At 60.1% G+C, this 20,359-nt stretch carries 19 protein-coding genes; 15 read left to right on the top strand and 4 right to left on the bottom strand.

Annotated elements, in window-relative coordinates; genetic code table 11:
- The first annotated feature begins 344 nt into the window (after positions 1-344).
- From acs to ltaE, 3 genes are all read left to right on the top strand, one after another.
- Entirely contained in the window at positions 345-2,324 is a 1,980-nt protein-coding gene (gene acs / locus ACNA0J_RS12255) for an acetate--CoA ligase (protein ID WP_415819128.1), read from the top strand.
- A gap of 112 nt (positions 2,325-2,436) precedes the next feature.
- Positions 2,437-3,321 (top strand): DMT family transporter, encoded by an 885-nt coding sequence (locus ACNA0J_RS12250; protein ID WP_415819127.1) that lies wholly within the window; start codon positions 2,437-2,439, stop codon positions 3,319-3,321.
- Positions 3,322-3,394: 73 nt separating this feature from the next.
- Positions 3,395-4,405: a low-specificity L-threonine aldolase gene (ltaE, locus tag ACNA0J_RS12245; protein WP_415819126.1), complete on the top strand. Its 1,011-nt coding sequence runs from the start codon at positions 3,395-3,397 to the stop codon at positions 4,403-4,405.
- A gap of 61 nt (positions 4,406-4,466) precedes the next feature.
- On the opposite strand, the gene ACNA0J_RS12240 is transcribed toward ltaE, so the two are convergent.
- Together ACNA0J_RS12240 and ACNA0J_RS12235 are read right to left on the bottom strand one after the other, a co-directional pair.
- Positions 4,467-5,276 carry an alpha/beta fold hydrolase gene (locus ACNA0J_RS12240; RefSeq protein WP_415819125.1) on the bottom strand — a complete coding sequence of 270 codons (810 nt, stop codon included), beginning with the start codon at positions 5,274-5,276 and terminating at the stop codon, positions 4,467-4,469.
- 46 nt (positions 5,277-5,322) lie between these two features.
- Positions 5,323-6,300, bottom strand: coding sequence for a Bug family tripartite tricarboxylate transporter substrate binding protein (locus tag ACNA0J_RS12235; protein WP_415819124.1), 978 nt, complete (start codon positions 6,298-6,300; stop codon positions 5,323-5,325).
- A gap of 134 nt (positions 6,301-6,434) precedes the next feature.
- Between ACNA0J_RS12235 and ACNA0J_RS12230 the strand changes: the two genes are divergently transcribed.
- Complete coding sequence (locus tag ACNA0J_RS12230) at positions 6,435-7,403, top strand: LysR family transcriptional regulator (protein WP_415819123.1); 969 nt, start codon at positions 6,435-6,437, stop codon at positions 7,401-7,403.
- A gap of 25 nt (positions 7,404-7,428) precedes the next feature.
- Here ACNA0J_RS12230 and ACNA0J_RS12225 read toward each other — a convergent pair whose 3' ends face one another.
- Entirely contained in the window at positions 7,429-8,265 is an 837-nt protein-coding gene (locus ACNA0J_RS12225; RefSeq protein ID WP_415819122.1) for an NAD-dependent epimerase/dehydratase family protein, read from the bottom strand.
- A gap of 3 nt (positions 8,266-8,268) precedes the next feature.
- The gene (locus ACNA0J_RS12220; RefSeq protein ID WP_415819121.1) at positions 8,269-9,915 is read right to left on the bottom strand and encodes an electron transfer flavoprotein-ubiquinone oxidoreductase; all 1,647 of its coding nucleotides are present in this window, start codon (positions 9,913-9,915) and stop codon (positions 8,269-8,271) included.
- A gap of 100 nt (positions 9,916-10,015) precedes the next feature.
- Here ACNA0J_RS12220 and ACNA0J_RS12215 point away from each other — a divergent pair, with 100 nt between their 5' ends.
- From ACNA0J_RS12215 to gsiB, 11 genes are all read left to right on the top strand, one after another.
- The gene (locus tag ACNA0J_RS12215) at positions 10,016-10,471 is read left to right on the top strand and encodes an acyl-CoA thioesterase (protein WP_415819120.1); all 456 of its coding nucleotides are present in this window, start codon (positions 10,016-10,018) and stop codon (positions 10,469-10,471) included.
- 124 nt (positions 10,472-10,595) lie between these two features.
- On the top strand, positions 10,596-11,294 hold the full coding sequence (locus tag ACNA0J_RS12210) for a CoA transferase subunit A (RefSeq protein WP_415819119.1): 699 nt from the start codon (positions 10,596-10,598) through the stop codon (positions 11,292-11,294).
- A gap of 11 nt (positions 11,295-11,305) precedes the next feature.
- Positions 11,306-11,956 (top strand): CoA transferase subunit B, encoded by a 651-nt coding sequence (locus ACNA0J_RS12205; RefSeq protein WP_415819118.1) that lies wholly within the window; start codon positions 11,306-11,308, stop codon positions 11,954-11,956.
- 329 nt (positions 11,957-12,285) lie between these two features.
- Positions 12,286-13,059 carry an SDR family oxidoreductase gene (locus ACNA0J_RS12200; protein ID WP_415808581.1) on the top strand — a complete coding sequence of 258 codons (774 nt, stop codon included), beginning with the start codon at positions 12,286-12,288 and terminating at the stop codon, positions 13,057-13,059.
- A gap of 7 nt (positions 13,060-13,066) precedes the next feature.
- Complete coding sequence (locus ACNA0J_RS12195) at positions 13,067-13,315, top strand: hypothetical protein (protein WP_415819117.1); 249 nt, start codon at positions 13,067-13,069, stop codon at positions 13,313-13,315.
- On the top strand, positions 13,300-13,881 hold the full coding sequence (locus ACNA0J_RS12190; RefSeq protein ID WP_415819116.1) for a DUF924 family protein: 582 nt from the start codon (positions 13,300-13,302) through the stop codon (positions 13,879-13,881). Before ACNA0J_RS12195 ends, ACNA0J_RS12190 begins: the two co-directional genes overlap by 16 nt.
- A gap of 39 nt (positions 13,882-13,920) precedes the next feature.
- Entirely contained in the window at positions 13,921-14,826 is a 906-nt protein-coding gene (locus ACNA0J_RS12185) for a LysR family transcriptional regulator (RefSeq protein ID WP_415819115.1), read from the top strand.
- Between the two features lie 103 nt (positions 14,827-14,929).
- On the top strand, positions 14,930-15,811 hold the full coding sequence (locus ACNA0J_RS12180) for a MurR/RpiR family transcriptional regulator (protein WP_415819114.1): 882 nt from the start codon (positions 14,930-14,932) through the stop codon (positions 15,809-15,811).
- Positions 15,808-16,788 (top strand): isoaspartyl peptidase/L-asparaginase family protein, encoded by a 981-nt coding sequence (locus ACNA0J_RS12175; protein WP_415819113.1) that lies wholly within the window; start codon positions 15,808-15,810, stop codon positions 16,786-16,788. Before ACNA0J_RS12180 ends, ACNA0J_RS12175 begins: the two co-directional genes overlap by 4 nt.
- Positions 16,789-16,829: 41 nt before the next feature.
- Positions 16,830-18,716 carry a dipeptide ABC transporter ATP-binding protein gene (locus ACNA0J_RS12170; RefSeq protein ID WP_415819112.1) on the top strand — a complete coding sequence of 629 codons (1,887 nt, stop codon included), beginning with the start codon at positions 16,830-16,832 and terminating at the stop codon, positions 18,714-18,716.
- 75 nt (positions 18,717-18,791) lie between these two features.
- The gene (gene gsiB, locus ACNA0J_RS12165; protein WP_415819111.1) at positions 18,792-20,345 is read left to right on the top strand and encodes a glutathione ABC transporter substrate-binding protein GsiB; all 1,554 of its coding nucleotides are present in this window, start codon (positions 18,792-18,794) and stop codon (positions 20,343-20,345) included.
- The last annotated feature ends 14 nt before the right edge of the window (positions 20,346-20,359 follow it).

Raw genomic sequence — 20,359 nt, 5'->3', positions numbered from 1 at the left:
ATTTAGCCTCGCGCAGCGAGGCCGAGGCCCCTGCTGACGGGCCGAGTCGCCGCGATAGGNCCGGTGGGGCTATTGCCCGGCAGCCTCTGGCNCCAAAAGAACTCTACAGCCCGCAGTAATGGAATGCCAACCCCACCCTCCGCATCCTCCCCCATGCTGCACCGCCATAAAACAGCCCTCCCCAGACTGTTATCCTTACACCAACAGCCGTGCCCCCCGCATCGCGCAGGCTCGAAAGCCCCAAGCGATCAGCACCATCGTAAGGTGCCCGTAAGAGCACGGCGATACGGTTAGGTATAGCCAGCATTGCATACCTAAAACACCACGCATTCGGAGACAGAACCATGTCCAACACTATCGAGTCCGTCCTGGTTGAAACCCGCGTATTCCCACCGCCTGAGCGGGCAACAAAAGGCGCCAGCATCGACAGCCTCGATGCCTATCGTGCCCTGTGCCAGGAAGTCGAACAGGATTTCGACGGCTTCTGGACCCGCCATGCGCGCGAACATCTGACCTGGACCAAACCCTTTACCGAGGTCCTGGACGAATCCAACGCACCGTTTTACCGCTGGTTCGGCGACGGCGAACTCAACGTGTCCGCCAACTGCCTCGACGTGCATCTGACCAATGGCAACGCCGACAAAACCGCCATCATTTTCGAGGCCGACGACGGCAAGGTCACCAAAGTCACCTATCGCGAACTGCTGGCGCGCGTCAGCCGCTTTGCCAATGGCCTGAAATCCCTGGGCTACAAAACCGGTGACCGTGCCATCATCTACATGCCCATGTCGATCGAGGCCGTCGTCGCCATGCAGGCCTGCGCACGCCTGGGCGTCACCCATTCCGTTGTGTTCGGCGGTTTCTCCGCAAAGAGCCTGCAAGAACGCATCGGCGATGTGGGCGCATCGGTCGTGATCACCGCCGACGAGCAAGTGCGCGGCGGCAAGACCATCCCCCTCAAGCCCGCCGTCGACGACGCCATTGCGATGGGCGGCTGCGATGCCGTGACCAAGATCGTCGTCTATCGGCGCACCGGCGGCAACATCCCCTGGACCGAAGGGCGCGACCTGTGGATGCATGATGTCGAATCCGGTCAGGCCGATACCTGCGAGCCCGTGCCGGTCAACGCCGAGCATCCGCTCTTCATCCTGTATACCTCCGGTTCTACCGGCAAACCCAAGGGCGTGCAGCACTCGTCGGCCGGTTATCTGTTGTGGGCCTTGCTGACCGTGAAATGGACCTTCGACGCGCGTAAAGACGACGTCTATTGGTGCACGGCCGATGTGGGCTGGGTCACGGGCCACACCTACATTACCTATGGACCATTGGCCGCAGGCCTGACACAAATCGTCTTCGAGGGCGTGCCCACCTACCCGGATGCAGGCCGTTTCTGGGACATGATTGCGCGTCACAAGGTCACGACGTTCTACACGGCGCCGACGGCCATCCGTTCGCTGATCAAGGCCTCCGAGGCCACGCCGTCCACGCATCCGGGCAACTACGATTTGAATAGCCTGCGCATCATCGGGACAGTCGGCGAGCCGATCAATCCCGAGGCCTGGATCTGGTATCACAAGAACGTGGGTCAGGAACGTTGCCCCATCGTGGATACCTGGTGGCAGACCGAGACTGGCGGCCACATGATCAATCCCTTGCCGGGCGCCACGCCTACCAAGCCGGGGTCGTGCACCTTGCCGTTGCCGGGGATTGCTGCCGCCGTCGTGGACGAGACCGGCAACGATGTCCAGCCCGGCAATGGCGGGTTCCTGGCGATCAAACGCCCGTGGCCCTCGATGATCCGCACGATCTGGGGCGACCCCGAGCGTTTCAAGAAAAGCTATTTTCCGCCGGAACTCAACGGCTGCTATCTGGCCGGTGACGGCGCGCAGCGCGATGCCGATGGTTATTTCTGGATCATGGGCCGTATCGATGACGTACTGAACGTGTCCGGCCATCGCCTGGGAACGATGGAAGTCGAGTCCGCCCTGGTCTCACATGAGTTGGTGGCCGAGGCCGCTGTCGTGGGCCGTCCCGACGACACGACCGGCGAAGCCGTCGTCGCCTTTGTGGTGCTCAAGGGAGCACGTCCCGAGGGCGATCAGGCACAAGCGATTGCCAAGCAGTTGCGTGACTGGGTCGGCAAGGAAATCGGCCCCATTGCCAAACCGAAAGACATCCGTTTCGGCGACAACCTGCCCAAGACCCGCTCGGGCAAAATCATGCGCCGTTTGTTGCGTGTCGTGGCCAAGGGCGAGGAAATCACGCAGGACGTTTCCACACTGGAGAACCCCGCCATTCTGGATCAGTTGTCGAAATCCGTGTGACCGTGACGCCAGCGCCGCATCCGGCGCGCCGTTCGACAGGAGTATCATCGAGTGCGCTCGATCCGATTGATATCGGATCGAGCGCTTTTTCTTTTCTTTGACGAGTTTTCCAGTGAGTAGCAGCAATTTCGATAGGACCGGCCTGGTTTTAATGTTCACCACGATTGTGGTGTGGGCGGGAAGTTGGATATCGATGAAGCTGCTGGTCGTATACATGGGGCCGTTTCAGGTCGTGGCCGCACGGTATTTGATCGGCGCGGTGGTGTTGTTCGCGTTGCTGATCGTATTGCGGCGGCCGTTGGCGATGACGCCATGGAAATTGACCTTGCTCACCGGTTTGACGCAAACGGCAGGGTTTCAGACACTGGTTCAATTAGCCTTGCTCAGCGGCGGCGTAGGCAAGGTCTCGGTATTGGCGTACACGATGCCGTTCTGGGTCATCCCCTTTGCCTGGCTCATTTTGCGGGAACGGCCGACGGCGCGTCATGGCATTGCCATTGGTTTTGCCGCGGCGGGATTGGTCTGTTTTCTGCAGCCGTGGAGTGGGGGCGGGGATTGGGCCTCGGCCGTGCTCGCGCTCGCAGGAGGCCTGAGCTGGGGCTTGGGGACGGTGTTGTCCAAGCGTATGTTCGATCTGCACGCGCCCGATTTGATGACCTTTACGACCTGGCAGATGTTGCTGGGCGGATTGTTGACGGTACCTGCCGCGATCTGGGTGCCCCATGCCCCGGTGGTGTGGGGATGGGAGGTCACTGTGGGGCTGCTTTATTCCGGCCTGATTGCCACGGCAGCGGGATGGCTACTGTGGTTGTCGGTGGTGCGCCGTGTGCCTGCATCGATCGCGGGGCTGTCCAGTTTGGGCGTGCCCATCATGGCGACATTGCTGGCCTGGTTGCTGCTGGGCGAGCAGCCGGCGGCTGTGGAAATCATGGGAATGGCGCTGGTTATGGTCGGCTTGGTAGTCGTGAGCCGAGCGCCTCGTCGTAATGCCAAGTAAACAATCGGTGGCCTGATGGCCGTGCCTCTTTTTTTCCGGCGTAGATAATGCTGGGGTATATCGGGAGCTTTTGATGATTGATCTGCGTAGCGATACCGTCACCCGGCCAACTGCAGCCATGCTGCAGGCGATGGCTAATGCACCTGTAGGCGATGATGTGATGGGAGCGGATCCTACCGTTCAACGGCTGCAGCAAACGCTGGCCGAGCGCGTAGGTAAAGAAGCGGGATTGTTTTTCCCATCTGGCACGCAAAGCAATCTGGCGGCCCTGATGGCGCATTGCGGTCGAGGCGATGAGTATCTGGTGGGCCAGTTGGCGCACACCTATAAATATGAGGGCGGTGGGGCGGCGGTGCTGGGCAGTGTCCAGCCGCAGCCGGTCGAGCACGCCGACGATGGCAGCCTGCCGTTGGAAAAATTGGCAGCAGCCGTCAAGCCCAAAGGCGACCCGCACTACGCGCGTACACGTTTGTTGGCGCTGGAAAATACCTTTCAAGGCAAAGTGATTCCCGCAGCCTACATCGATCAGGCCGCCCAGTTTGCGCGCGAGCATGGGCTGGGCTTGCACCTGGATGGCGCTCGTGTGTTCAACGCGGCAGTCGCGTCGGGCCGTACGGCACATGAGGTGTGTGCGCCTTTCGATAGCGTCTCGATCTGCTTTTCTAAAGGACTGGGCGCGCCCGTGGGATCTGTGCTGGTGGGCAGCAAAGCCCTGATTGACGAGGCACGTCGTTGGCGCAAAGTGCTGGGCGGCGGGATGCGGCAGTCAGGTTTTCTGGCGGCTGCGTGTTTGCATGCGCTGGATCATCACGTCGAGCGTCTGGCGCAAGACCACGAGAATGCGGCATTGCTGGCAGAGGGGCTGCGCGGCATTGAGGGTGTCAAGGTGCTGGCACAGAACACCAACATGGTGTTTGCCGAATTCGCGCCTGAGCATACCGAAAAGCTATCCCAAGCCTTGCAGGCGCAGGACATCATCATCCGTGCGATCTATCGCGGCCCGACGCGTATGGTGACGCACTTGGATGTGTCGCAAGACGACATCCGCAAAGTCGTCGACGCCGTGCGGGCGTATTTCGGTTGACGTCATCGATATGTGCGTGGCGTAGAAAATGCCACGCACATATCACGAGGCTGAGCGCGGGTTAACGCGATCGATCATGCACGCGGCGCAGAAAACGCAAGACGCGTTCATTGAACTCGGCGGGCTTTTCAAAATACGCCGAATGCCCGGCCGCATCCACCACAAATAATTCACTGCCGTGGATCTGTTGCTGGACCTCTTGCATCACGGCAACAGGCACCAAGGGATCGACACTGCCGACCACCAGCAGGGTGGGGCAGGTGACCTCTCGCAGGCGGTCCATGGCGAGCAGATGCTCGGGTTTCATCAGATTCATCATTGCTGCGCCCCAGGCCTCTCGAGAGTAGGTGTGCGCACTGGGATTGAAGTGATTGATCTGCGCGTACAGGGCGGCCCTGTCCGGATGATGGGCCAGAAACCAGGCACCTAACGAACGCTGCTCGACAGTCAGCGCCTGTGTAGTGGTGACGCGTTTGGCCAATAGGTCCAACAACACGGGATGGTCAATGGCCAAGGTCGTATCGCAGGCGACAAAAGCCGAGATGCGTTCTGTATGGTCCAGCGCCAGGCGCAGGCCCACCATGCCGCCCAGCGATTGGCCGACGAGACTGACGCGCTCAATGTTTTCCGCATCCAGGATAGTCAGCACATCGTCGACAAACAGATTGAACTGGAATTCCTCCAGCGGCGCGACGGAGCGGCCAAAGCATCGCTGATCGAGCGTGAGGCAAGTGAAATCCGTCGAGAATGCCGGCAACTGTTGCCACCATGTGGCGGCGTTCGAGCCGGCACCGTGGCAAAACATCACGGCGGGACCGCTGCCGTGACGCTCGTAGTAAATCTGGCGGCCATGGGAAACAACAAAGGGCATGAGTGGCTCGTGAATGTTAAGGGTTGAGTTTGAAAAGCGTAGTGGCCTAGTTGGCTTTGATGTTCAGGCTTTTGGTCAGTTGTCCCCAGCGTTCGGTGTCGCTGCGTACCAGTTCGGTGTATTGCGCGGGGCTCATCGTCATGGGGACCATACCCAGGGCCAGCAGCTGCGATTTCAAATCGGGGTCTTGCATGGCTGTTGCGATGGCTGCGTTGACTTTGTTGACGATTTCGGCGGGCGTGCCTTTGGGAGCGGATAGTCCGACCCATGCGCTGGCGGTCAGTTGAGGATAGTTCAGCTCTTTGAACGTCGGGACATCGGGCAGCGCCGGATCGCGCTCAGCCGACGAAATCGCCAGGACTTTGAGCGTGCCCTGTTTCACAAAAGGGATCGCCGTATTGGGCGGGACCACAATCGTCGGAACGACGCCGCCGAGCACATCCTGCAAGGCTGGTGCGCCGCCTTTGTATGGAACATGAGTGAGTGAAATGTTGGCCGTTCGTTGCAGCAATTCCATGAGCAGATGCGCGGTGCTGCCTATCCCGGAGCTGGCGTAATTGATTTTGCCAGGTGCTTTGCGGGCTTGTTCGATCAGGTCTTGCAAACTGTCGATACCCGCGTCGGGGCGAACGACAAGCCATTGCGGGCCTGCGCCAATCGCGCCAATGTGAGCGAAATCCTGGTTGATATCAAACGTCAGGTTGTCGTAGATGCCTGCCGAAATCGTGTTGACCATGCCTGTCATGGTCAAGGTATAGCCGTCCGGCACGGCGCGCGCGCCAGCCTGTGTGCCGATGATGTTGCCGCCACTGGCCTTGTTTTCGATCACGACAGCTTGCTGCAGTGTCTGCGATAAGGACCGTGCTACCGGGCGCATTGTGGCGTCGTAAGCACCGCCCGGAGGCGACGGGACGATGATGCGGATGCTTTGGCTGGGCCAGTTGCTGGTTTGGGCCGTGGCCATGTGTGTCCACAGCAGGCTGGTGGCCAGCAGGCAGGCTGCGCGGCGGATGCGCGAGTGCATTGAGTGTCTCCGTCTCGGTTTTATGTGTACCGCTTGCCGCATCGGCGGGCGGTCTGTTGTGTTGTTCGATTCCGAGGCTATCTTGCCTTTGCCAGGCTATAAACGATAATTAAAATTTGGCCGGAGATATTAGTATGGCTAATTCACCAGCCAGCTCTGCCTCGATCCTGCTCAACCGGTTGCTGGCGCGGGGAAAATTTCGCCACATCCAGATCCTGATCCGGCTGGCAGAGCTGGGCAGCCTCGGCCGTGCGGCAGAGGCGATCGGGGTGACTCAGTCGTCGGTTACGCAGACGCTGGCGCATCTCGAGGATCTGTTGGAGACGCCGCTATTTCATCGTCATGCCCGGGGTGTGCAACCCACCGATGCTTGCCGCGATCTGCTGCCGCTAGCCAAGCAGGTGTTGCTCGGCGTGACCGAAAGTGCCGAGGCTATCGCGGCGCGCCATCGACATGGTGATGGCCGGGTGAGACTGTTGGCATCGTTGGCCGCGATCAATGGGTTGTTGATGAAAGCGATGGGTGAATTCAATCGCCAATGGCCGGGGATCCAAGTCCATCTGCAGGAGGGTGAGCGTGATGAGCAGCTCAATGCGATTGCGCGCGCCGAGGTGGATGTGATAGTTTGCCGGCGGCCGCCAGTCATTCCGGGGGGCTGGGAGTTTCATGCCTTGCTGGCAGATCATTTCGTGATTGTGTGCCGCACTCAGCATCCGTTGGCGAACCTCGCCGCTACGGACAAGACGCCGTCGCGGACTGCCTTGCAGCAAGCGGTATGGTTGGCGCTGCCCGCCGGCTCGGCCGCGCGTGTGCATCTGGATGAGTTCGCCGCATCAAACGGCGGTGATTTCCAGATACACCCGCTCGTGACGCGCACGCCCACGATGATGTGGTGGTTGTTGTTGCAACATGATCTGCTGGCGATTTTGCCTTACACCCTGGTGTCACCATTGCTGCAATCCGGGCAAATGAAGGCCTTGCGGATGGACGGTCAGACCGCGTTGGAGCCGCTGGGGTTGCTGCAGCCGGAAAGGGAACGGGTACCGTCGGCCGAGGTGTTCAGCACGTTCATGCGTAGCCAACGTTTTCAGCTTGAGGCGTGAGAGATGAGGCGACAGGCCGGCAGATTCAGCGCAATAGTGCAGCGTAGCCAGTGCGCGAGTCAGGCCACTGTGGTGTCCAGCCGCTGGCTCGCAGCCGTGCATTGCTGAGTTTTTTACTGCCTACCTTGGCGGGCGCGGGGCCTTCGCCAGGGGGCTGTGCGTGGATCAACGCTGCCAGATGTTCGTAAAGCGTGTGCAGTGGCAAAGGCGTATCGTCGCCGCCCAGATATAGCGCGTCTGGATGTGGCAATGCCAGCAGATGCACCACCGCTGCCGCCGCGTCGTCGATATGAATGCGATTGGCCCAATGCGGTGGATGCCTGGGGGCGCGCGCGGATCCTGCGCGGAGCCGTTCGATCAACTGCAGGCGGCCAGGGCCATACAGCCCAGCCAAACGCAGGCTGATCGAGGAGACTGGCTGCGCGGCCAGCCAGTGTTCCGTGTCGAGCAAAATGCGGCCATTAAAGCCCGCTGGATCAGTAGGTGTCGTTTCGTCGATCCAATCGCCATGATGTTCTCCATACACGGCGGTCGATGATACGAACAAGACCCGTTGCAGGGCCGTGTGATCCAGCGCGGCCAACAGTGCAGGCAACCCCTCTTGAAATACCGCGCGATAGATCGCGGGATCGCGTGAATCCGGTGCTGGCAGATAGGCGACATGCGTGATGCCTGCCGGTAAGGCGTCGAGCGTTTCGGGACGCGTCAAATCACCTTGCAGCCAGCGTATGGCGGGCTCGCGCCCGTCATCGCGCGGCGGATGGCGGCGCAGCGCCCAGACTTGCGCGCCGCGCGCCAACAAGCGTTGTGCCACGCGCAAGCCCAGATCTCCGCAGCCTGCCAGCAGCACGCGCTCGGTCATGGATTACATCCCGCTATAGACGGGGCCTTCGCCGCCTTGAGGTGCCACCCAGACGATGTTCTGCGTCGGGTCTTTGATATCGCAGGTCTTGCAATGCACGCAGTTTTGCGCATTGATCTGCAGACGGTCGGCACCATGGTCGTCTTTGACGAATTCGTACACCCCGGCCGGACAGTAGCGCGACTCCGGGCCTCCGTATTTGGCCAGGTTGACCGACACCGGCACGTTCGGGTCTTTCAGCGTCAGATGGACGGGCTCGTTTTCATCGTGGTTGGTGTTCGAGATGAAGACCGAGCTGAGCTTGTCGAACGTCAGCTTGCCGTCCGGCTTCGGATAGTCGATGCGCGCGCATTCCGAGGCGGGTTGCAGGCAGGCATGGTCGGGCTTGGTGCGGTGGATGGTCCAGGGGATGTTGCCCTTGAGGACGAACTGCTCGATGCCCGTCATGATGGTGGCGATCGTGCGGCCTTTTTTGAACCACTGCTTGAAATTGCGTGCCTTGTTCAACTCGGTGTGCAGCCACGACGATTCGAAGGCAGCCGGGTAGGCTGGGAGCTCGTCTTGTTTGCGGTCGGCGACGACAGCGTCAAACGTGGCGTCGGCTGCCAGCATGCCGGTCTTGATCGCGGCGTGGCTGCCCTTGATGCGCGATGCGTTCAGGAATCCTGCCTCGCAACCGACCAGTACGCCGCCCGGGAACGTGAGTTTGGGCAACGACAGCAGACCGCCCGCCGTGATTGCACGGGCGCCGTATGCGATGCGTTTGCCGCCCTCGAAGGTCGGGCGAATGGTGGGATGCGTTTTGTAGCGTTGGAACTCATCAAAAGGCGACAGCCAGGGGTTGGCGTAGTCCAGACCCACGACCATCCCGACTGCGACCAGGTTGTTATCCAGGTGGTACAGGAACGAGCCGCCATAGGTGTCGGCATCCAGCGGCCAACCCGCGGTGTGTACCACCAGGCCGGGGCGCGACTGTGCGGGGTCGATTTCCCACATTTCCTTCAGGCCGATCCCGTAGGCCTGCGGGTCGCGGCCTTCGTCGAGTTTGTAGCGTTCGATCAGTTGGCGGCCCAACTGGCCTCGCGCGCCCTCGGCAAAGATGGTGTAGCGCGCCAGGAGTTCCATGCCGGGCTGGTAGTGTTCGGTATGCGAACCGTCGCGTGCCACGCCCATGTCGCCCGTAGCCACGCCACGTACCGCGCCATTTTCGTCGTACAGGATTTCAACAGCGGCAAAGCCGGGGAAGATATCGACGCCGGCTGCCTCGGCCTGCTCGCCCATCCATTTCACGACGTCGCCCAGGCGGACGATGTAATTGCCGTGATTCTGAAAACAGGCCGGCAAGAGCCAATTGGGCGTGCTGCGCGCGCCCGTCTGGCTCAGGAACAGGAATCGATCCTCGGTGACAGGCACATTCAGCGGTGCGCCTTTGTCTTTCCAGTCAGGGATCAACTCAGTCAAGGCCTGCGGGTCCATGACCGCGCCAGAGAGGATGTGAGCACCGAGCTCGGCCCCTTTCTCCAAGACGCACACGCTCAACTCGTGATTTTTCTGGCTGGCCAGCTGCTTTAGACGCAGCGCAGCAGCCAGGCCGGCCGGCCCGCCACCCACAACGACCACGTCATATTCCATCGACTCGCGTTCGGACATTACTCCAATCCCCTCTAATGGTGCCTTCTGATGTTGCAAGGAAGTATTATCATCGATTGTATTGCAATGCTGCGGTGCAAAAAATTTCTAGGAGTTCTCCGTGAGTCAGGAGCTTTCCGCTTCGCGCGCCCTCCAGGTGGGCGATTGCCATCATGTCGATTTACCCATGCGTTGGGGCGATGCCGACACGCTCAATCATATGAACAACACCGTCTACTTTCGCATGATGGAAGAGGCGCGTATGCGTATGCTCTATGGCAGCGGCATGGCGCTGCCATCTGCTCAGGGCTTTATCCTGGCTCATGCATCCTGTGATTTTGTCCGACCTTTTACGTACCCCTGCGATGTGCGTATCACGCACAAGGTCACCCGAATCGGCCGCTCCAGCCTGGAAACAGATTTGATATTGGGCAAGGTCGGCGACGACACCGGGGCCTATGCGCAGGGCCGTACGGTGATGGTCTGGCTCGATTATGGCGCGAATTGCTCCGCGCCGCTGCCGGATGCCGTGTTGAGGGCATTAGCCGCCGTATGCGTTCCTGCCGGGCAGGGCTAGCGTCCCGGGTCCGCCAAGCCGCTACAATCGACGCAAACATCAAAAGCAGTCAATAGTTCGATCGGGCGCGCCACCCCTCGCAGCCGCGCCTGTCCAATTTGGAATGTCATTAGGAGTTGGAGAGATGGACAAAGTGTATGCAAGCGCCGCCGAGGCGCTGGCAGGTGTCGTCAAAGACGGCCAGATGATTGCCGTGGGCGGTTTCGGCCTGTGCGGCATTCCCGAGGCGCTGATCGCTGCACTGCGCGATTCAGGTGTGAAAGACCTGACCTGCATCAGCAACAATGCTGGGGTGGACGGATTTGGCTTGGGCCAATTGCTCAATACCCGCCAGGTGCGCAAGATGATCGCCTCGTATGTGGGCGAAAACAAGGAATTCGAACGCCAGTATCTGGCAGGCGAACTCGAGCTGGAGTTCACGCCGCAGGGCACGCTGGCAGAAAAACTGCGTGCCGGTGGTGCCGGCATTCCGGCGTTTTTCACTCGCACGGGCGTGGGCACGATTGTGGCCGACGGCAAAGAGTTGCGCGAGTTTGACGGGCAGCAATATGTCATGGAACGTTCCTTGGTGCCCGATGTGTCGCTGGTCAAGGCGCATATCGCCGACCGCAGCGGCAACCTGGTTTTCCGCAAGACCGCACGTAATTTCAATCCCAACGTGGCGATGGCAGGCAAGATCACCGTGGTCGAAGTCGAGAAAGTCGTCGACACAGGATCGCTCGACCCTGATCAGATCCATCTTCCGGGCATTTACGTGCATCGCATCGTGCTGAATGCGAATCCGGAAAAACGCATCGAACAACGCACCACTCGCCCGGCCTAAGGAGAAACAACATGGCATGGTCCCGCGATGAAATGGCGGCGCGCGCCGCGCGCGAGCTGCAAGACGGCTTTTATGTGAACCTGGGCATTGGTTTGCCCACCCTGGTTGCCAACCACGTGCCTGCGGGCATCGAGGTGTGGCTGCAATCCGAGAACGGTTTGTTGGGCATCGGCCCATTTCCGACTGACGATCAGGTCGATCCCGATCTGATCAACGCTGGCAAGCAAACGGTCACGACCTTGCCTGGCTCGTCGATTTTTTCGTCGGCCGATTCTTTTGCGATGATCCGTGGCGGCAAGATCAACCTCGCGATTCTGGGCGCGATGCAGGTCTCGGAAAAGGGCGATCTGGCCAACTGGATGATCCCCGGCAAAATGGTCAAGGGCATGGGCGGCGCCATGGACTTGGTTGCCGGCGTCGGCAAGGTCGTGGTCCTGATGGAACACGTGGCCAAGAAAAAAGACGGCACCGAGGACATCAAACTGTTGCCTGAGTGCAATTTGCCCTTGACCGGCCTCGGCGTGGTCAACCTGATCATCACCGATCTGGGTGTGATGGAAGTCACGGACAACGGTTTGAAACTGCTGGAGCTGGCTCCCGGCGTGACTGCCGAAGAGATCAAAGGCAAGACCCTGGCCAAGCTGGATGTCTCCGGCGTGTAAACCACGTTATTGGTGGCAATAAAAACCCTGCCTCGGCAGGGTTTTTCGTATCGTCAGCAGCCTTTATTGCTCGATCGCTTTCGCGGACCGTAAGCAGGTTGCCGGAGTTGAATAGACAAGCGCGTGCCGTGCCGTAGAGCAGTGGGGATTCTGGGTAGGCTATCGCAATGTTCCTCCACTATTTCTCAAAGTGTGTTGGGGTTTGATTAGTTGTCCAAGTATGTTGAATTGGGCGGTTTTTCTGGATAATCCATCCAGCCGCAGCGGATTTATCGACATTGCCTTCGTGTATATGCTGAAACTCCTTTCCATCCGAGCAGGAGTTTTCCATGGCAGACCATTCCATCAAGGGTAAAGTCGCGTTGATCGCGGGCGGCGCAAAGAACCTCGGCGGCTTGATCGCACGGGATCTGGCCGAACAGGGCGCCAAGGCCGTGGCCATTCACTACAACAGCGCCGCGAGCAAAGCCGATGCCGACGCCACGGTGGCCGCTATTCAGGCTGCGGGGGCCAAGGCCGTTGCGATCCAGGCCGATTTGACAACGGCCGGTGCTGTCGAGAAGCTTTTTGCCGATGCGATTGCTGCGGTAGGCAAGCCCGATATCGCGATCAATACAGTGGGCAAGGTTCTGAAAAAGCCCTTCACAGAGATCACCGAGGCCGAATACGACGACATGACGGCGGTGAATGCCAAGTCCGCCTTTTTCTTTTTGAAAGAAGCGGGGAAACACGTCAACGACAATGGCAAAGTCGTGACCCTGGTGACGTCGCTCTTGGGCGCGTTCACGCCGTTTTATGCCGCGTATGCCGGTACCAAGGCGCCGGTTGAACACTTTACGCGGGCCGCGGCAAAGGAGTTCGGTGCTCGGGGCATTTCCGTCACCGCCGTCGGTCCGGGCCCGATGGACACGCCATTCTTTTATCCTGCTGAAGGCGCCGATGCCGTGGCTTACCATAAGACGGCCGCAGCGCTGTCGCCGCTGTCGAAAACGGGCTTGACGGATATTGAGGATGTCGTACCCTTTATCCGCCACTTGGTCAGTGACGGCTGGTGGATCACGGGGCAGACGATTTTGATCAACGGTGGCTACACCACGAAGTGAGGACTCTATGCGTACGGTGATTTTTATCGTGGTGGGGCTGGTCGTGGCGGCAGCGCTGCTGCGTTGGGTCCCCGTACCATATCGGACCTGGGCCGCGGGCGTGTTTACCGCGGCCTGGTTCGGTGTGTCGGCCTGGAATCTGCGCACAGGCTTGTCACATGGATATACCTTGGCCGAAGAGCTGCCTATCCACGTGGTGCTCTTTGGTATTCCCGTCGCGGCGGCCTGGGGGGTGTGGTGGTGGTTACGACGTTAAATACAGATCGGATCGATGCGCACGAGCCGCCCGATGAGGCCCTGGCGGTAGTGCGCTTTTGGCGCGACGCTGGCGCTGACCGCTGGTTCAGCAAATCAGACGCGTTTGATCTCGCGTTCGGCGGGCGTTTTCTGTCTTTGCATGAAGCGGCCGCACGTGGCGAATTCGATGGCTGGGCACAGTCGGCAGAGGGCGCACTGGCGCTGCTGATTTTGCTGGACCAGTTCCCGCGCAATGTCTTCAGGGGGACGGCGCGAATGTACGAGACCGACGTGCGAGCCAGAGAGGTGGCGCGGCAAGCCGTCGATAATGGACTGGATCAACAGGTTGAAAAACCGTTGCGGGTATTCTTCTACCTGCCGTTTTCGCATTCCGAGCGTATCGAGGATCAGCGCCGTGGGGTTGAACTGAATCAGCGGCTGGGGCAGCCATGGTTGACGCATGCCTTGGGGCATGCCGATATCATTGAGCGCTTTGGCCGTTTTCCGCATCGCAATCCGCTGCTTGGACGCAGTACGACGGCGCAGGAGCAGGCCTTTCTCGATGCGGGCGGTTTCGCCGGCTGATTGATTCCCTTGATTTCTTAATGCGCATGGGCGAGCTGCGTGGATAAATTCGATCAATATCGCGTGTTCGTCCGGGTCGCGGAAATGGGCAGCTTTATCAAGGCGGCCCACGCACTTGATTTACCGAGAGCCTCCGTCTCTGCGGCCGTTCAACAGCTGGAGACCCGGATGGGGGCTCGCCTGCTGCACCGGACGACGCGGCATGTGCGGCTGACGGCCGATGGCGAACAGCTGCTCGAACGTGTGCGTCCCTTGCTGACCGAAATCGAAAGCATCGATCAGTTGTTCGAGCTCAGTGAACGGCAGGTGTCGGGCCGTCTGAATATCGACGTGCCGAGCCGCATCGCCAGGCGCCTGATCGCGCCGGCGCTCCCCGCTTTGTTGCGCCGCCATCCTCGCTTGCAATTAGCGTTGGGATCATCCGATCGTGCAATTGACTTGATTCAAGAAGGGGTGGATTGCGCCGTACGTATCGGCACGCTGCATGACAGCAGCCTCGTGGTGCGGCCCTTGGGGCATATCGCATTGATCAATTGCGCCAGCCCCGCGTATTTGCGAGAGCAGGGCGAGCCCTCGCACCCTGAGGATCTCGCCGCTGGTCATTGGGCGGTTGGCTATGCGTCTGCGACGACGGGGCGGGAAATGCCATGGGAGTATATCGGGCCGGACGGGGCGGAGCATGCGCTGGCATTGCCGAGCAGGGTGATCGTAAACAATGCGGAGAGCTACATCGCCTGCTGCCTGGCAGGGATGGGATTGATACAAATCCCTCGTTTTGACGTGCAGCACTTGTTGGATACGGGGGCGTTGTGCGAGATCCTGCCCGACTATCGCGCCGCGGCCATGCCCGTGGCGTTGCTCTATCCCCATCGCCGCCAGCGCTCCCGGCGGCTGGCCGTGTTCCTGGAGTGGTTCGAGTTCCTGATGCGGCCATACCTGGGGTAATCCCGCGGTATGAAAATTAATTTTCTTGAATACAATTACAATGTAAATTAATTTACATACGTCGGCTCATTGCCGTATTCCCTACGTAGCACCCCCCGAATTCATGACTCAGGCGCCTTTGTCTGTTGCCGCGCGGATAGCCCGTGCGCAGCCCTCGTTCAGCCGCATCCAGCATCAGATGGCGGAATACGTGCTCGCGCATCAGTTTCGTGTCGCGACCATGACGATCGACGAGTTTGCGGCAGCTGCCGGGGTGTCGGTGGCGTCAGCCAACCGTTTCGCCCGCGCGCTGGATTTGCCGGGCTATCCACAATTTCGCGCTGAACTGGCGCGCGGGTTCGAGTCCGCACTCGAACCGGTAGAGAAAATGCGTGTTGAGCTGGCTCATTCCGCCACGGCGGCGCAAGTCATGGCCTCCGCGCTGGAAGAAGACATCCGCAATGCGCAGCGCACGCTGCAGGAGCTGGACGCGCAGGCCTGTGAGCATGCGGTGGATATGGTGTTGGCTGCCGAGCGCGTGTTCATTATCGGTTTTGGGTCCAGCGGCTTCTTGGCGGGGCTTTTGCAACGCGGCCTGTACATGCATTTGCATGCCTGTGAGTCGCTGGCTGGCCCCGGCGGGGTGTCGCATGCCGCCCGCCAGATGGTCCGTATGACAGCGCGTGACCTGGTCATCGCGATTGGGTTTCCGCGTTATCTGGCCGATACCGTGACCTTGAGCCGGGCGGCGCAGCAGGCCGGTGTGCCGGTGCTGGTATTGACGGACAAAGCGACTTCGCCGCTGGCGCCATTGGCGACCGTGGCGTTATATGCCCATACCTCGCGCCTGTTGTCGTCCAACTCCGAAGCCGCGGCGTTGGGGCTGATAGAGGGGCTGTCGGCTGCCGTCGCTCATCGTTCCAAAAATTCAATTCAGGCCGCCGCAGGCGTGACGCAGTCCGTCATGCCGTGGCTATTTCATGGTGCAGGAGCAGGAAAAAGATGATTCAGCCGGTGATCGCCATTCATGGCGGGGCTGGGGCCATGTCGCGGGCCGCGATGTCCCCCGAGAAAGAGCAAGAGTATCTGCAGGCGCTGCGCAGCATCGTGCAGGCAGGGCAGGCCGTGCTGGCTCAGGGCGGCAGCGCATTGGATGCCGTGACCGAGGCTGTGCGTTTGCTCGAGGACTGTCCCTTGTTCAATGCGGGCCACGGCGCGGTGTTCACCAGTGCCGGTACGCATGAGCTGGACGCCTCGATCATGGACGGTGCTACGTTGCGCTCCGGTGCGATCGCCAACGTCAATTGTGTGCGCAATCCGGTGTTGGCCGCGCGCAAAGTCATGGAAAACAGCAAGCACGTGTTCTTTGTCGGTGACGGCGCTGTCGATTTGGCTCGCGGCGAGGGATTGGATATCGTCGATCCGTCGTATTTCTCGACCGAAGCGCGTCGCGAGCAACTGTTGCGTGTGCAGCGTGAAAACCCCGAGGCCGCCGTGTTGGATCATGACGGCCAGGCACTGGTCGCGCGTGGTCAACCGGCCCCTGCCGACCCGCTGGATGCCGACAAGAAATTCGGCACGGTGGGCGCTGTCGCTGTCGATGCGCAGGGCAATGTGGCTGCGGCAACGTCGACGGGTGGCATCACCAACAAGCAAGTCGGCCGTGTTGGCGATGCGCCGTTGATCGGCGCCGGCTGCTACGCGAATAATCGTACCTGCGCAGTGTCTACGACCGGCACGGGCGAGATGTTCATCCGCATGGTGGCGGCCTATGACGTGTCGGCGCTGATGGAATACCAGGGTGCTTCGCTCGAGGCCGCGGCCAGCCGCGTGGTGCACGAAAAATTGCCCACGATCGAGGGCAAGGGCGGTTTGATCGCTGTGGATGGTCAGGGCAACGTGACTCTGCCGTTCAACACCGAAGGCATGTATCGCGGCTACGGCCGAGTGGGCGAGGACGCTGTCGTCGCCATTTACCGATGACACCGACGTCATCGAGCATTTAGTTAGGAACGGAATTCAATATGGTTGATCGCGCTCAGACGCTGGCGATGCCGGAAAACCGCGTGGTCCAGGTCGATGACCTGACGGTGCGTTTTGTGACCTCTGAACGAACGGTAGAGGCGGTGCGCAATCTGTCGTTCCATGTCGATCGTGGCGAGACCTTGGCTATCGTTGGCGAATCGGGCTCGGGTAAATCCGTGACGTCGCTGTCGTTGATGCGTCTGGTCGAGCATGGCGGCGGACGTATCGCGCAGGGCCGCATGGAGCTGCGCCGCCGCAACAACGAGATCGTGAATCTGGCTGGTGCCTCGCAGCGCTTGATGCGCAGTGTGCGCGGCGCCGACATGGCGATGATTTTCCAAGAGCCGATGACGTCGTTGAATCCGGTGTTCACGGCGGGCGACCAGATCGCGGAAACGATTCGTTTGCACCAGGGCATGGACGCTGCTGCGGCGCGTGCCGAGGCCCTGCGCATGCTGGAGCAAGTCCGTATCCCCGAAGCCAAGTCGGTGCTGGATCGTCACCCGCATCAATTGTCCGGCGGCATGCGCCAGCGCGTGATGATCGCGATGGCGTTGGCCTGCAAGCCTGCATTGTTGATCGCCGACGAGCCGACCACGGCGCTGGATGTGACCATCCAGGCACAGATTCTGCAACTCATCCGTCAGTTGCAAGACGAAATGCACATGGGCGTGGTGTTCATCACGCACGATATGGGCGTCGTGGCCGAGGTGGCCGATCGCGTGTTGGTCATGTTCCGCGGCGACAAGGTCGAAGAAGGTCCCGCCGACCAGGTATTTGCGGCACCTCAGCATCAGTACACCAAAGCTTTGCTCTCTGCTGTGCCACGATTGGGCGCGATGCAAGGCACCGATCTGCCGGCGCGTTTTCCGCTGTTGCAAGTCGATGGCCGCGCACAACCCGTGGCGAAGGACGGCGATACGAGCACGCAGGAGGTGCCTCGTGCAAAGCAGGATCCCGTTCTCAGCGTGCGCGATCTGATAACGCGTTTCGATCTGCGTGGCGGTATTTTCAGCCGTGTGCAGCGTCGCGTGCACGCTGTTGAGAAAGTGAGTTTTGATCTGTATCCGGGCGAGACGCTGTCGCTGGTGGGCGAGTCCGGTTGCGGGAAATCTACGACTGGCCGTTCGCTGTTGCGCCTGGTCCAGAGCCAGAGTGGCCAGATCCTGTTTGGCGGCCGCGATATTGTCAAACTGAAAAATACCGAACTGCAGGCATTGCGCCGCGATATTCAGTTCGTATTCCAGGATCCGTTCGCCTCGCTGGACCCGCGTGTGACGGTCGGCTTTTCCATCATGGAGCCGCTGTTGGTCCATGGCGTGGCCTCGGGCCGCGAGGCCGAGGCACGCGTGGCCGAGCTGCTTGAGCGTGTTGGCCTGCCGGCAGAGGTGGCGCAGCGCTATCCGCATGAATTCTCCGGCGGCCAACGTCAACGCGTGTGTATCGCACGGGCGCTGGCATTGAACCCCAAGGTCGTGATTGCCGACGAATCCGTGTCGGCGTTGGACGTGTCTATCCAGGCGCAAATCGTCAACCTGCTGATCGATTTGCAGCGCGACCTGGGCGTGTCGTTCCTGTTCATTTCGCACGATATGGCCGTGGTCGAACGCATCAGCCATCGTGTCGCGGTGATGTATCTGGGGCAGATCGTCGAGATCGGTCCGCGCCGCGCCATTTTCGAAAATCCCCAACATCCCTACACCAAGAAGCTGATGTCGGCCGTGCCGATCGCTGATCCGGCGCGTCGCCATCTCAAACGCACCTTGTTGTCCGATGAAATCCCGAGCCCGATCCGCAAGGTTGGCGACGAGCCCGTCGTCGAGTCGCTGGTGCAGGTCGGCCCGGGGCATTTTGTTGCGCGTCATGCAGTGGGTGGCGCGTATTGATGTTGCCGGCGGCGGCATGCCGCCGGTCTGTTTTGTTCACTAAACCGTCTCTCCTTTTTGATTTCAGGAGCTGCAATGATGAAAGTACTGCGCCCCACTAAGCTGATGGCCGCCGCCGCGCTGGCCTTTGGCGTGCTCGCTTCGCCGCTGGCCCATGCCAGCAAGGACGTTACCTTCGCGGTATCGATCGCGCTCGAAACGCTCGATCCGTACAACACGAACAGCACCCTGAACCAGGCTGTCGGCAAGGCCTATTACGAGGGTCTGTTCGAGTTCGACAAGGACCTGAAGATCCAGAAAGTCCTGGCCACTGACTACTCTGTCAGCGAAGACGGTCTGGTCTATACCTTCAAACTGCGTCCTGGTGTGAAATTCCAGGACGGCACCGATTTCAACGCCGAAGCCGTCAAAATCAACTTTGATCGCCCTGCCAATCCGGACAATCGCCTGTCGCGCTACATCCAGTTCAGCGTGATCGATCACATTGATGTGGTGGATCCCTTGACGGTCAAGATCACGTTGAAAAAGCCGTTCTCGGCTTTCTTGAACGCCTTGGCTCACCCGGCCGCCATGATGATCTCGCCTGCCGCTTTGAAAAAGTACGGCAAGGAAATCGGTTTTCATCCCGTGGGCACTGGCCCGTTCGAATTCGTCGAGTGGAAGCCCGCCGAATACCTGAAGGTCAAGAAGTTCGACGGCTATTGGAACCAGGGCAAGCCGAAAGTGGATTCGATCACTTTCCGCACCGTGACCGACAACAACACGCGTGCTGCCGTGGTGCAGACGGGCGAAGCCCACTTCGCGTTCCCCGTGCCGTTCGAGCAAGCCGCAATCCTGGCCAAGAACGACAAGCTGGACGTGGTCGATCACAAGAACTCGATCATGGCCCGCTACCTGTCGATGAACACGCAGGTCAAGCCTTTCAATGATCCCAAGGTTCGCCAGGCCATCAACTACGCCATCAACAAACAAGCGTTGGCGAAAGTGGCATTCAACGGCTATGCCACCATCGTCGATGGCGTTGTGCCCACTGGCGTGGATTTCGCCCACAAGACTGGTCCGTGGCCCTATGATCCCGCCAAGGCGCGTCAATTGCTGAAGGAAGCCGGCTACGAAAAGGGCTTCGAGACGCAGTTGTGGTCGGCTTATAACGATGGCACGTCGGTCAAGGTGGTCCAGTTCCTGCAGCAACAGCTCGCTCAGGTCGGCATCAAGACCTCGGTAGAAGTCTTGGAGTCGGGCCAACGCGTGCAACGCGTGCAGCAAGTGCAAAAGCCTGAAGACGCCAAGGTTCGCCTTTACTACGCGGGCTGGTCGTCCTCGACCGGCGAAGCAGACTGGGGCCTGCGTCCCTTGTTGAGCACCGGCGCGTTCCCGCCCGTGCTGAACAACGTGTCGTACTACTCCAACAAGTCTGTGGACGACGGCATCCAAGAAGCCCTGGCCACGACAGACCGTACGAAAAAGACCGAGATCTACAACAAGGTTCAGGAAACCATCTGGAATGACGCCCCCTGGGCCTTCCTGGTGACCCAGAACAACGTGTACGTGAAATCGAAGAACCTGAGCGGTGTGTATGTCGAACCCGACACCTCGTTCTGGTTCGGTGACATCGATCTCAAGCAGTAATCGCAAGCAAGGCT

The organism is Bordetella tumbae (genome assembly GCF_965139195.1).
Classification (GTDB): domain Bacteria; phylum Pseudomonadota; class Gammaproteobacteria; order Burkholderiales; family Burkholderiaceae_B; genus Bordetella_A; species Bordetella_A tumbae.
Note: the sequence above shows the minus strand (reverse complement) of the source record. Positions and strands in the feature narration are given on the sequence as shown.

What these genes read in the sequence shown, in the direction of transcription:
- ACNA0J_RS12195 (WP_415819117.1), top strand. Translation starts at nt 13,067, where the DNA reads ATGCGTACGGTGATTTTTATCGTGGTGGGGCTGGTCGTGGCGGCAGCG.
- ACNA0J_RS12240 (WP_415819125.1), bottom strand. Translation starts at nt 5,276, where the DNA reads ATGCCCTTTGTTGTTTCCCATGGCCGCCAGATTTACTACGAGCGTCAC.
- ACNA0J_RS12210 (WP_415819119.1), top strand. Translation starts at nt 10,596, where the DNA reads ATGGACAAAGTGTATGCAAGCGCCGCCGAGGCGCTGGCAGGTGTCGTC.
- ACNA0J_RS12175 (WP_415819113.1), top strand. Translation starts at nt 15,808, where the DNA reads ATGATTCAGCCGGTGATCGCCATTCATGGCGGGGCTGGGGCCATGTCG.
- ACNA0J_RS12180 (WP_415819114.1), top strand. Translation starts at nt 14,930, where the DNA reads ATGACTCAGGCGCCTTTGTCTGTTGCCGCGCGGATAGCCCGTGCGCAG.
- ACNA0J_RS12200 (WP_415808581.1), top strand. Translation starts at nt 12,286, where the DNA reads ATGGCAGACCATTCCATCAAGGGTAAAGTCGCGTTGATCGCGGGCGGC.
- ACNA0J_RS12235 (WP_415819124.1), bottom strand. Translation starts at nt 6,300, where the DNA reads ATGCACTCGCGCATCCGCCGCGCAGCCTGCCTGCTGGCCACCAGCCTG.
- ACNA0J_RS12170 (WP_415819112.1), top strand. Translation starts at nt 16,830, where the DNA reads ATGGTTGATCGCGCTCAGACGCTGGCGATGCCGGAAAACCGCGTGGTC.
- ACNA0J_RS12205 (WP_415819118.1), top strand. Translation starts at nt 11,306, where the DNA reads ATGGCATGGTCCCGCGATGAAATGGCGGCGCGCGCCGCGCGCGAGCTG.
- ACNA0J_RS12230 (WP_415819123.1), top strand. Translation starts at nt 6,435, where the DNA reads ATGGCTAATTCACCAGCCAGCTCTGCCTCGATCCTGCTCAACCGGTTG.
- ltaE (WP_415819126.1), top strand. Translation starts at nt 3,395, where the DNA reads ATGATTGATCTGCGTAGCGATACCGTCACCCGGCCAACTGCAGCCATG.
- ACNA0J_RS12220 (WP_415819121.1), bottom strand. Translation starts at nt 9,915, where the DNA reads ATGTCCGAACGCGAGTCGATGGAATATGACGTGGTCGTTGTGGGTGGC.
- acs (WP_415819128.1), top strand. Translation starts at nt 345, where the DNA reads ATGTCCAACACTATCGAGTCCGTCCTGGTTGAAACCCGCGTATTCCCA.
- gsiB (WP_415819111.1), top strand. Translation starts at nt 18,792, where the DNA reads ATGATGAAAGTACTGCGCCCCACTAAGCTGATGGCCGCCGCCGCGCTG.
- ACNA0J_RS12225 (WP_415819122.1), bottom strand. Translation starts at nt 8,265, where the DNA reads ATGACCGAGCGCGTGCTGCTGGCAGGCTGCGGAGATCTGGGCTTGCGC.